This window comes from Paenibacillus tundrae (genome assembly GCF_030812775.1).
In the GTDB taxonomy this organism is placed as follows: Bacteria; Bacillota; Bacilli; order Paenibacillales; family Paenibacillaceae; genus Paenibacillus; species Paenibacillus tundrae_A.
Genome location: NZ_JAUSTI010000027.1, coordinates 21335 through 33709, shown reverse-complemented (window position 1 = coordinate 33709; position 12375 = coordinate 21335). Strand labels below are relative to the sequence as shown.

9 protein-coding genes and 1 other annotated feature are annotated in these 12375 nt (G+C 47.0%); all 9 genes read right to left on the bottom strand.

What is annotated here, in order from left to right; translation table 11 throughout:
- Nucleotides 1-6: 6 nt before the first annotated feature.
- The 9 genes from J2T19_RS26880 to ccsA all read right to left on the bottom strand — a co-directional run bounded on the left by J2T19_RS26880 (nt 7) and on the right by ccsA (nt 12369).
- Nucleotides 7-2673 (bottom strand): valine--tRNA ligase, encoded by a 2667-nt coding sequence (locus J2T19_RS26880; protein WP_307221412.1) that lies wholly within the window; start codon nt 2671-2673, stop codon nt 7-9.
- Nucleotides 2674-2731: 58 nt separating this feature from the next.
- Nucleotides 2732-3009 (bottom strand) — a binding site (T-box leader).
- Between the two features lie 229 nt (nt 3010-3238).
- On the bottom strand, nt 3239-4768 hold the full coding sequence (locus J2T19_RS26875) for a LysM peptidoglycan-binding domain-containing protein (protein WP_307221410.1): 1530 nt from the start codon (nt 4766-4768) through the stop codon (nt 3239-3241).
- A gap of 200 nt (nt 4769-4968) precedes the next feature.
- Nucleotides 4969-5871: an RluA family pseudouridine synthase gene (locus J2T19_RS26870; protein WP_307221408.1), complete on the bottom strand. Its 903-nt coding sequence runs from the start codon at nt 5869-5871 to the stop codon at nt 4969-4971.
- Nucleotides 5868-7175: a glutamate-1-semialdehyde 2,1-aminomutase gene (hemL, locus tag J2T19_RS26865; protein WP_307221406.1), complete on the bottom strand. Its 1308-nt coding sequence runs from the start codon at nt 7173-7175 to the stop codon at nt 5868-5870. Before hemL ends, J2T19_RS26870 begins: the two co-directional genes overlap by 4 nt.
- 36 nt (nt 7176-7211) lie before the next feature.
- The gene (gene hemB / locus J2T19_RS26860; protein WP_307221405.1) at nt 7212-8216 is read right to left on the bottom strand and encodes a porphobilinogen synthase; all 1005 of its coding nucleotides are present in this window, start codon (nt 8214-8216) and stop codon (nt 7212-7214) included.
- A gap of 143 nt (nt 8217-8359) precedes the next feature.
- Nucleotides 8360-9922, bottom strand: a complete 1563-nt coding sequence (gene cobA, locus J2T19_RS26855) for a uroporphyrinogen-III C-methyltransferase (RefSeq protein WP_307221404.1) — start codon at nt 9920-9922, stop codon at nt 8360-8362.
- Between the two features lie 4 nt (nt 9923-9926).
- Nucleotides 9927-10883, bottom strand: a complete 957-nt coding sequence (hemC, locus tag J2T19_RS26850; protein ID WP_307221402.1) for a hydroxymethylbilane synthase — start codon at nt 10881-10883, stop codon at nt 9927-9929.
- Nucleotides 10884-10885: 2 nt separating this feature from the next.
- A complete protein-coding gene (locus J2T19_RS26845; protein WP_307221400.1) occupies nt 10886-11536 on the bottom strand; it encodes a precorrin-2 dehydrogenase/sirohydrochlorin ferrochelatase family protein in 651 nt (216 codons plus the stop codon).
- 5 nt (nt 11537-11541) lie between these two features.
- Nucleotides 11542-12369, bottom strand: coding sequence for a cytochrome c biogenesis protein CcsA (ccsA, locus tag J2T19_RS26840; RefSeq protein ID WP_307221444.1), 828 nt, complete (start codon nt 12367-12369; stop codon nt 11542-11544).
- Between the last annotated feature and the right edge of the window lie 6 nt (nt 12370-12375).

Genomic DNA, 12375 nt, shown 5'->3' with positions numbered 1-12375 from the left:
ATATTCTTAACCTTTCAGTTCCTTGATCCGGGCAATGACTTTATCCCGTTTATCGGAGTAATCCGCTTGTTTGGCACGCTCTTCTTCGATAACCTTGGCCGGAGCCTTAGCAACAAAGCCTTCGTTTGCCAGCTTTTTCTCTACACGGAGTACTTCGCCTTCAAGGTTCTGTAACTCTTTCTCCAGGCGAGCCACTTCCTGCTCAATATCGATAAGTCCTGCCAGCGGCAAATACAGCTCAGCACCTGTAATGACAGCAGTCATTGCTTTATCCGGTGAATTGAGATCAAGCCCGCTGTCGAACTCGGACGTATTACAGAATCGTTGGATGTAATGGCTATTGCGCTCAATGATGCTATACGCCTCTGGGCTGTTCGCTTTCACCATCAACTCAATCTTCTTACTCATTGGCACGTTCACTTCAGCGCGAATGTTACGAACGGCACGAATCGTATCCATCAACAGATTCATCTCTGCAACAGCTTCCGGGTTTTCCAAAGCTGGATCATATACCGGCCAAGCAGCCAGTGTGATGGTCTCGCCTTCATGCGGCAGATGCTGCCAAATTTCTTCGGAGATATATGGCATAAACGGATGAATCAAGCGCATGGTCTGATCCAGCACATAAGCCAATACGGATTGTGTTTTTTTCTTCGCCACAGGATCCTCGCCGTAGAATGACAGTTTGGCAAACTCAATGTACCAGTCACAGAGATCATCCCAGATGAAGTTATACAGCAAACGGCCTGTTTCCCCAAACTCGTATGCTTCGATTAGACGCGTAATATCTCGGGAAGTTTCGTTCAGACGGTGCAAAATCCAATAATCTGCTGTTCCAAGCTCTCCAGAGATGTCGCGATCTTCGAACGTGAACCCTTCTAGATTCATCAGAGCGAAACGAGAAGCGTTCCAGATTTTGTTTGCAAAGTTACGCGCCTGCTCTACACGCTCCCAGCGGAAACGCAAATCCTGACCTGGCGTACTGCTCGTTGAGATCATATAACGCATTGCATCCGCGCCATATTTCTCGATAACATCAAGCGGATCTACACCGTTACCCAGTGATTTGGACATTTTGCGTCCATCTGCATCACGAACAAGACCATGCATCAAGACATCCTTAAACGGAACCTCATCTGTGAACTCCAATGCTGTAAAGATCATACGTGAGACCCAGAAGTAGATAATGTCATAACCCGTTACAAGTACACTTGTTGGGTAATAACGTTGCAGATCTTCTGTGTCTTCCGGCCATCCAAGTGTAGAGAACGGCCATAGAGCAGAGCTGAACCATGTATCCAATACATCCTCATCTTGTCTAAGCTTACGTCCAGCATTTTCAGGCAAGGTCGTTGGATCTTCTGCGGATACGATGATTTCACCTGTCTCTTCGTCATACCAAGCAGGGATACGATGTCCCCACCACAACTGACGGGAAATACACCAATCGCGAACATTTTCGATCCAGTTGAGATATGTTTTCTCAAAGCGATCTGGGACGAAGTTTACGCCATCTCCACCTTTTTGCTTCTGAATGGCTCTTTCTGCAAGAGGTTTCATCTCTACGAACCATTGCGTGGACAAATAGGGCTCAACTACAGCTCCAGTCCGTTCGCTATGTCCAACTTGGTGTGTATGATCCTCAATGTTAATCAGTACACCGAGTTCCTTCAGGTCCGCTACAATCTGCCTACGGCAGTCGCTGCGATCCAGTCCTTGATATTTGCCAGCCTCTTCATTCATCGTACCGGTCTCATCCATGACCGTGATCTGAGGCAGATTATGACGCTGACCTACTTCAAAGTCATTCGGATCATGGGCAGGCGTAATTTTAACCGCACCACTCCCGAACTCTTTATCCACATAATCATCGGCAACAATCGGAATCTCGCGTCCGATAATAGGCAATACGAGCATTTTGCCAATCATATCTGCATAACGCTCATCCTTTGGATGGACAGCAACCGCTGTATCGCCAAGCATCGTTTCAGGACGTGTTGTAGCTACGGTAACGTAACCACTTCCGTCTTTGAGTGGATAACGCAGATGATACAAGTGACCCTGTACTTCTTTGTATTCAACCTCAATATCGGACAATGCTGTCCGGTTTACTGGATCCCAGTTGATAATACGTTTGCCTCTGTAAATGAGACCTTTCTCGTACAATTGAACGAAGACTTTGCGCACTGCTTGAGACAACCCTTCATCCAGCGTAAAACGCTCACGGGAATAATCGAGAGAAAGCCCCATTTTACCCCATTGCTGACGAATGGTTGTTGCATATTGATCTTTCCAGTCCCATACTTTATCCAAAAACTTCTCGCGTCCAAGGTCATAACGAGTTAGACCTTCTTCACGTAGCTTCTGTTCAACTTTGGTTTGTGTAGCAATACCTGCGTGGTCTGAACCCGGCAACCATAGTGCATCATACCCTTGCATCCGTTTGGTACGGATCAGAATATCCTGTAATGTAAAGTCAAGTGCGTGCCCAATGTGCAGCATTCCTGTTACGTTAGGTGGCGGGATTACAATTGTGAAAGGCTCAGCGTCCTTACGTTGTCCTGCCTTGAAATATCCACGCTCCGTCCAAAAGGAGTACCATTTCTGCTCGGCAGCTTTTGGATCATAGGTTGTTGGCATTTCAGGTGTAGCTGAATTTTTTTGTTCAGACATGTGTCATTCCTCCGTTACTTAATCATCATCGCCAAAAAACAAAAAAACCTTTCATCCATCAAAGGACGAAAGGTTAGCTTTCGCGGTACCACCTTTGTTTCACGCAGACCAAAAAATACAGATCTCCCTTACGGGTACACGTGACACTTCAAGCAGATAACGGCTGCTACCGGCCTATCCTACCTCACAATGAAATCATCCATCAGATCATTCCGTGAATTCAAATAGGCAACTCCCGGGCGACTTCGAACAGTTGGTTCCTGCGGAATTTCTCAGCGATACAATCCCACTCTCTGAAAGGTCATCCTGTCTACTACTCCCGATCCAAGTTATTCTTCAAAAAACCTAAACACATCATACCCTGACCATGCGCGATAGTCAACCTGGTAACGGCGGAATAAGGCAACCCCATGCATACTTAGCCAATAAACTTAACCACTAAGATGTCGTCAATGAAGCCCGCTTCAGAACACAAACGAACATAACATTTTCGCTTTTTCAAAAAAAGCCGCAAAAAACCCGCCATCTCTAGAGATAACGGGTGAAGTTCACTCATTAATTTCGGTTACGGTATATATAAGATCTGCCCTTCTTCAACAACCTGCTCGGATAAACGATTATAGAGCTGAAGCTCCCGGGTGCTTAACTGGTACCGATCTGCAATCGTATCCAGCGTCTCTTCTCGCTGAACTATGCATAATTTCACTTTACGGAATGGGGTCTGTTCCACAATTGTACCAAGGAATAGATTCTTCCATTGCCCGTCATCAGACGAATAAGCCTCTACCGGCGCTGCATTTGTGGACACGTCATCTTCACGATCTGCATCTGCCTCACGTACAGCTCTGCCAGAGGATAACAAGGAGGAGATACCCACTCCATTTTCCTCTCTTAGAGAGGATTCTTTTTTGCTACCAAAAGCCACTTTGAGCTCCGGCTTGTCTTCCGTCTCAGCTACAGGTTCAGGGATAAGCGCACTTTGTTGAGCAATTACTTCTGCATCCAAAGCCTCCTGTAAAGGTCGGTCTGCTCCTTCCGCTTCTAAATCAGAAGGGGCAAACACTTCCTGCCAGTTCTCCTGAGCTTCGGCAACTGGGGGATCCTCCTGTTCAGGAACCGATCGAGCAGATTCAAAATGCCACACATTGGGCGTCTCTTCTTGAGCTGTTGGCTGGTCTAATCCAGCATTCGTATGTAAGGTCTCCACAGAAGGCTCGGACCAAACAGACGATGGTTCTTCAGCCAGCGGTACTAAGGGCTCTGATTCAGGATAAGAGGCTAGACGATCCGCAGTTTCAGCCAAAAAGGAAGATACCGATGATGGCGTGTCAGCGACTTCATTCTGAGCTGGTTCCTCTCCTTGGAAAATGAAAGAGGTATACGCCTCGTCCACAGCGTTAGGTCTGTACGCTTCATCCTCGGCTTCCGGTTGCTCTGCATAGGTAGGCTCCGCGAAGGACTGGGATAATAGCTCTGGTTGCTCCGCATCTTCGTTGCGAATCGGCTCATCCGCTGCTTGCTGTGAACCATCATCGAACTGACCATCCAATGCAGCATTTGCTGACTCGATAAGTCCTTCCTCTTCACTTCGCTGCAGCAAGTATTCTTGTGCAAAGGTATTCAGGTTATTTTCCTGCTCTAATTCTGAATCTGTGGAACGCTGACCCTGCTGCTGATCTGGCGAATGTACGACCGTAAACTCATCGGCTGTCCATACTTGGGGTTCTTCGACTGGGAAACCTTCAATACCTCGAAGGGATAGAACTCCTGTAATATTCAGACTGCGATTCGATAACAAGTCGACATCAAAATTTTCGATTTCAATAGAAATGTCCTCAATGGATCTTACTCGATTCAAGGGTACCGTGATTTCAACAGGAATAAAATGCTTAAGCTCTTCTGAAGCTGTATCCTCGCCGCGGTACGTACCTGTGAGAAGAAGATGACCTCTCAGTGTGGCATGATCATCTTGACCAATGACTTGAATACGTGGGTATAACTCAATTTCCTCCAACTCTTCAATTGCAGGGACTCCCTCAGACAAATGAACGCGCTCATAAATATCGAACCGTAAACCATATGGTTGATTCAACAAAGGTGGCGTCCTCCTTTCGGCATATGTTCACCATGATCCTTCTCATGGGACTGATCCATGGTCTAAATCCTTCGTTACCCAATCTATATGCCATGGATGAGATGAGCATGCCACCTTTGTTCAAACCTTCTGTATTTATTACCTATTAGAGGTTGTTCAAAAAGTCCGCTTTTGATGACGAAGGATGTTTTGAACACGCATTATTTGCTTACACGATCAATCAGTTGTTTAAAATCATCGGGCCAAGGATCAGCGACTTTAATTACCGCTCCGGTAAGAGGGTGCTTGAACACTAATAGCTCTCCATGGAGAGCTTGACGTCCAATGCGATCCGGCGCACCCCCATACAATTCGTCTCCAATTAGAGCATGTCCCGCATAACTCATATGAACCCGAATCTGATGTGTGCGCCCAGTATCCAACGTCAGTCGAACTAAAGTCGCTTTCGGAAAGACTTCTACAAGCTGAATGTGAGTGATCGCCTCCTGTCCATTCGGAGAGACACGTCTACGTTGCTTATGATGCCTGTCCTTACCAATGGGCGCATTAATTAGCTGTAACGTCTGGGGTATCTGTCCCCCAGCAATCGCCACGTAATGGCGTCCAATCTCTTTATTGCGCATCGCTTCATCCAGTTTGGCGAGGGCAAAAGCATTTTTGGCATATAACACAGGGCCGGTTGTATCTTCATCTAATCGGTGCACATGACGTACGCTTGCCTGAATGCCGCTCATCTCATAATAGGAAGCAACTGCATGATCCAGTGTAATTGAAGTGTCTGCTCGGCTCCCATCCGGGTGCAGCTTCATCCCGGCAGGTTTGTGTACAACCAGACAGAAATCATCCTCATATAACACATCAATCTCCGCCCAGCGTGGTTCAACATCAATGGGGCGAGATGCAAAAAGGGCCAGCCGAAGTCGGTCCCCTGCAAGTTGTATGCCCTGATTCGCTTGTAACTGACGAAGCATTTTCTCAGGGAGCTGTAGTTCAGATTGCAGCCATTGCTCTGCAGCCATCTGCTTGTCCGAACTACCCGTCACCACTTTACCAGGCATCAGTTCAAGCCAATCCCCGCGGCGTTTCCAACTTTTGATGCTCATAAGGATAAGAGAGCTTTACGGTTAGCTTCGATCGTATCGTCGATATCTTGCTCTGTATGCACACCAGAGACGAACATTCCTTCATACTGAGATGGAGCTACACTCACACCCTGATCAACCATTGCAGCAAAGTAACGACGGAACTGATCCAGATTACTTTCTTTAGCGATATCATAATTGGTTACGGGTACGCTACTAAAGAATGGGCATACCATCGAACCAACCCGGTTAATCGTTACTGCCACACCTGCTTCTGCTGCATTCTTCTCGAATCCAGCCTGCAAGCGAGCGGATAGCAGCTCCAAACGATCATAGACTTCCGGTGTGAGCAGCTTGAGAGTCGTATATCCTGCCGCCATTGCGAGCGGATTGCCGCTAAGTGTACCTGCTTGATAGATCGGTCCTGATGGCGCCATTTGCTCCATTAAATCACGTCTGCCGCCATATGCACCTACAGGTAGTCCACCACCAATGACTTTACCAAGACATGTTAGATCTGGTGTCACACCATAACGCCCCTGTGCACAATTCAGACCTACACGGAATCCCGTCATAACTTCATCAAAAATAAGTAAGCTGCCATACTTCGTTGTTAAGCTGCGCAGTCCTTCAAGAAAACCTGGAGCCGGAGGAACAACGCCCATATTACCTGCAACTGGCTCCACGATTACAGCTGCCAACTCTTCACCGAAGCGTTCAAAGGCAAGATTCACAGATTCCAGATCATTGTAAGGAACTGTAATCGTATTTGTTGCCACACCTTCAGGCACACCCGGACTGTCCGGAAGACCCAGTGTTGCAACACCTGAGCCTGCTTTGATGAGCAAGCTGTCTGCATGCCCATGATAAGAGCCTTCAAATTTCAAAATTTTGCTACGTCCCGTTACACCACGAGCCAATCGAATGGCACTCATCGTTGCTTCCGTACCCGAATTTACCATCCGCACAATATCAATCGATGGTACGCGTTCACATACGAGCTTAGCCATCTCTGTCTCAAGCAACGTTGGTGCACCAAAACTTGTTCCTTTTAGCGCTGTTTCTCGGAGAGCCTCTACAACGTCAGGATGTGCATGTCCCATAATAAGCGGGCCCCAAGAACCTACATAATCAATAAACACATTGCCATCAATATCGTAAATCTTAGAACCTTCGCCGCGTTCTGCATAAATAGGTGTAAGTCCCACCGATTTGAATGCTCGAACCGGACTATTCACCCCTCCCGGTATGTACTGCTTCGCTTCTTCAAATGCGCTGCGTGAGCGCTCATCATTTCGACGATTTCCTTGTTGTTGTGTAGTCATGAATATCCTCCTTAATATCCTGTAATTAAACGCAAGTCATGATTTCTCTGCCAGCCAGCGAGAAGCATCTTTTCCGTAGTAAGTAATAATCATATCTGCTCCTGCACGCTTCATACTAAGCAGGATCTCCATCGCAACCTTTTTCTCATCAATCCACCCTTGGATAGCTGCTGCTTTCACCATAGCGTACTCCCCACTTACGTTATAAGCTACAAGAGGCAGATCGAACTGATCTCTAATCGTACGCAAGACGTCCAAATAAGAAAGTGATGGTTTCACCATAAGCATGTCCGCACCCTCAAACACATCCGTTTCAGCTTCACGTAGAGCCTCACGCGCATTGGCCGGATCCATCTGATATGATTTGCGATCCCCAAACTGCGGTGTAGAGTCAGCTGCTTCGCGGAAAGGGCCATAGAATGCCGAAGCGTATTTTACGGAGTAAGACATGATTGGGATATGACTAAATCCATTTTCATCGAGTCCAGCTCGAATGGCTTGTACAAATCCATCCATCATGTTGGAGGGAGCAATAATGTCTGCTCCTGCTTTAGCCTGGGATACTGCTGTCTTCACCAATAGCTCCAATGACTCATCATTTAGAACATCACCACAAGTATGACCATCCACCTCAAAAGTGTGCACCATACCGCAATGTCCGTGATCTGTGAATTCGCACAGGCAGGTATCCGCGATAACGAGCAGCTCTGGATACCAGGATTTGATCAATCTCGTAGCTTCCTGCACAATACCATCTTCGGCAAAACCAGACGAACCAACACTATCCTTCGTCTCTGGAATACCAAACAACAGCACAGCCGGAATACCTAGCTCTGCAATTTCGGTCACTTCTTCTTGAAGACGATCTAACGAGAAGCGGAATACACCTGGCATTGATTTTATTTCAGATTTTACATTCTCTCCATACGTCACATAGATCGGCTGAATAAAATCATTCACACTCAGCTGATTCTCTCTGACCATGTTACGGATACCTACAGATTGACGCAAACGACGATGTCGTACAATTGGAAAACTCATCGTTGAAACCTCCTTCAAAAGTTAAATCGAGCAAAAAGGGAAGCGCGCTGGTTCTTAACGAATTCAGCACGCTTCAGTCATCCAGATTTATGCAATCGCTACGAAATCGCAATGTTTAACCACTTGCGATTCTGAAGTATTAATCAGAGTGAGGAAGATTCGACCGTCATCGGTGTCCGCTTCCAATCACACAATACGGAGATCATACTCTCGATTGTTGCCTCTTCCGCCATCAAAGTGACTTTCAACCCAGCAGCCTCTGCCGTCTTCGCCGTGACCGGCCCGATGCAAGCAATCTCCACATTTTTCAATAAAGGCAGTGGATCTTGAATCCCCATGCGCTTTAGAATGTTCATAAAGTTCGTAACTGTTGATGAGCTTGTGAACGTTACAGCATGAATACCGCCCTCTTCTAACAGTTTCAGTAACTCATCGTCATCCTCGCCAGCAAGGATTGTATCGTAAATAATCGCTTCCGTGACGTGAAGTCCCCGCTCCTTCAGTTGCTCTGGCAACCAGGAGCGCGCAAGGTCACCATGAGGAAGCAGCACACGCTGCCCCTCTTTCAGCTCGCTTTCAAATGCTTCAAGCATACCTTCCGCTTGGAAAGGACCTTTGACCATTTCGGCTGCAATGCCATGTTTGCGCAGTGCTTCTGCGGTAGAAGGGCCTACGGCTGCAATTCGGGCACGATGGATGGAGCGAATATCTTTGCCTTCTTGCTCCAAATGACGGAAGAAAAACTCAACGCCATTCACACTCGTAAAAAATACCCAATCAAATGTATTTAACGCATCAAAGGCTTGTTTGACACTTTGTTTGGAAGACTCAGATGTTGGCATAATCGTCTCAATGACTGGGAATTCGTAAGGTTCGCCACCAAGCTCCTCAATCCGATCTACTAATTCACTGGCCTGACTTCGAGCTCTAGTCACCAAAATCCGTTTACCAAACAACGGAAGTGCCTCTGCCCACTTCAATTGTTCCCGTTGGTTCACCACATCACCAACAACAATGACGGCAGGAGGCTGAAAATTGGCTGCCAGCACTTTGGCTTCTATATTCTCAAGTGTGCCCGTAATGGTGTCCTGCTCTGCTCTTGTTCCCCAGCGGACTAATGCCACTGGCGTCTGAGCTGGTCGACCATGACGAATCAACTGCTCACTAATATAACCAATTTTGGCGACACCCATCATAAATACAAGTGTACCCGTAGCATTCGTTACTTTATCCCAATGGATGCTGCGATCCAGCTTGTCCGGGCTCTCATGTCCTGTAATAATAGAAATTGACGAAGCATAGTCACGGTGGGTCACTGGAATTCCGGCATAAGCAGGCACACTTATCGCTGCTGTCACACCTGGTACGATCTCAAAAGGAATACCATTCTTACGTAACAAATCCGCCTCTTCGCCAACGCGTCCAAATATGGTTGGATCCCCGCCCTTAAGTCTGACAACTACTTTTCCTTCTAGAGCTAGATCCACCAACAACTGATTGATCTCTTCCTGTTTCATTGTATGTCGGTCAGGTCGCTTACCCACATAGATCTTAACAGCCCCTGGCTTCATTTGCTTCAACAGCCTTGGACTAGCCAAGCGATCATATACCACCGCGTCTGCCTTGCCGATTGACTCCCATCCTTTTACGGTAATCAGCTTAGCATCTCCCGGGCCTGCTCCTACCAAAAAGACCTTTCCCACCATGTCTTCATCCCCTAACTTCTGCCAGTATCTGCTCTGCTCCCCGTTCAATTAGCCTCCACGCGACTTCTTCTCCTAGACGAACCGGATCTTTACCGGTCAGAGCTTCTTTAAGTATCAGTCCACCATCAGGCGTACCGACCATACCTGTTAATTGTAACTTGTTTTGTCCATTCGGGGAATCCGTATCTTCCTGTGGCACCCAGACGGCATGCGCCCCAATCGGAACCTGACAACCCCCATTCAAGACGCTTAGGAAACGACGCTCCGCAAGAACAGGCTCCGCCGTTTCTGGATCATTGTACAATTGTAATAAATGCAACAGCTCTGCATCATCTTCACGGCATTCGATGCCAAGTGCACCTTGACCTACAGCAGGTAGACAAGCCGTCTCGGACAGATATTCTGTAATGCGATCCTCCCAGCCCATACGATATAGCCCAGCAGCAGCCAATATAATCGCATCCAAACCTTCCGTCTCCAGTTTACGTAGACGAGAATCGATGTTACCGCGCAGGGACTCCAGTTGAAGGTCGGGACGATAAGCTTTCAGCTGGCTGGAACGACGCAAGCTACTTGTTCCGACTCTAGCCCCTTCTGGCAATTGATCCAGTGTGAGGCCTCCATTCGAGATCAAGGCATCGCGCGGATCAGCACGACGAGGCACCGCTCCGTTGATCAATCCCTCAGGTAATTCGGATGGCATGTCCTTCATGCTGTGTACAGCCATATCAATTTTGTGATCTAACATGGCTTGCTCAATTTCTTTTACAAACAGCCCTTTGCCTCCCACTTTAGACAGCGTCACATCGAGGATCAGATCTCCCTTTGTCACGATCTTATGTACTTCAAAATCAAAAGCTAATCCTTCCCGCTCACAAATCTGGCGTAAATCGTTAATAACATGACCTGTCTGGGTTAAAGCAAGAGCGCTCTGTCTACTACCAACTTTAATTGTACGCATGTCTATATTTCCTCCTGATTGCGGGATATCCATTCCCCGATTTGTTCTTCTGTCCACCATCGAAATTGTCCACTGCGAATGTCTTCAAGTACGTTCATTTCCGTCAATTGACGAAGTAAAATACTACGCTGACGTGAGGAAGAGACACGAGCCTTCACTTGGCCTCTCATCTGATGCAAGAATTCGATATAAGTCTCATATTCATCTCCGAATTGCTCTTCCAGTACAGCACGTATCTCAGCAGCAGCCGCTGGTCCTGCCCCAGCTGTTGAGATGGCAATGCTCAATCTTCCCCGTCTCACCACACTGGGAGTAATGAATGTACTGTTGGATGAGGAAATGGCATCATTCACCAATATGCCCTCATTCATCGCCTCTTGGACTACAGCCGTGTTAACTTCAGCACGGTTCGTCGCCGCATATACGAGAAAGGCCCCCCGCAAATCACCTTTGCGGTAGGACCGGTCTATCCACTCCAATCGGGAATCTTGATGCAGTTGTTTCAGCTCGGCTGTGATGTCCGGACTTATCACTTTGATATGCGCCTCCGCATGGAGCAGACCTTTAATTTTACGTGCAGCGACACGACCGCCACCAATGATACAACATATCTTTCCTGAAGTATTCACATATATCGGTGTGTACCGATCCATAGGATTCACTCTCCCGTCCAACGATGAAACGCTGAATACGCATTGGATAAAAAACTGATAATGACTAAGGCATAACCAATCAATGTCCATCTCGCCATAATGATCATGGAAAATTGTTTACGTTGCTTCGCAACGAAGTATCCTACATATATCGCTATCGCGAGAAATGTCGCAATCACTTTAAGATCCAAAAGTAAATTCCAACGTGTCTCCGCAACAATTGATAATACCGCCAACATCACCGAAACACCTAACAGTGGGGTTCCAATTAACGTTGCTCCGTCCATATATTTGCCGATCACTTCAAGACTAGGCATACGTCGTACGGTATCATTCCATTTCTTGTTCTTCAGTTTACGATGCAAAAACAGATATAACAGAGCAAATACCGTTCCTACCGTCAAAGCGGCAAAGCCAAGATTCGCTAGTGTAATATGCATAATCAGCAACCCATGTACGGTCTGCCAATTGTGCAAAGAGATCTCTCCGCCTGTAAACCACAACCGGTTTAGCACGGTAACCGAGAATCCTACAACATTCAGTAACAAAATGGCGAACTCAGAACGCTGTACACGTGTCATCACTAATGACATTAGTACAATGCTGAATGAAAATAAAAATAAAAAGTCAAACGTTGTATAGATCGGAAAATGTCCTTCTTCCCACATTCGCATAATTACATGCGCGATCTGTAGCAGAAGTACAACTACAAGAAACCCTGTGCCCGTTCGCTTCGCCCCCGCATTGCGTCGAATGCAGTCCGAGAAATAGAACAGAAGGCTCAGGGCATACAAGTAAATTAGAGCTTCGTAAATTTGTTCAGCGAGGGTCAAGCTGCC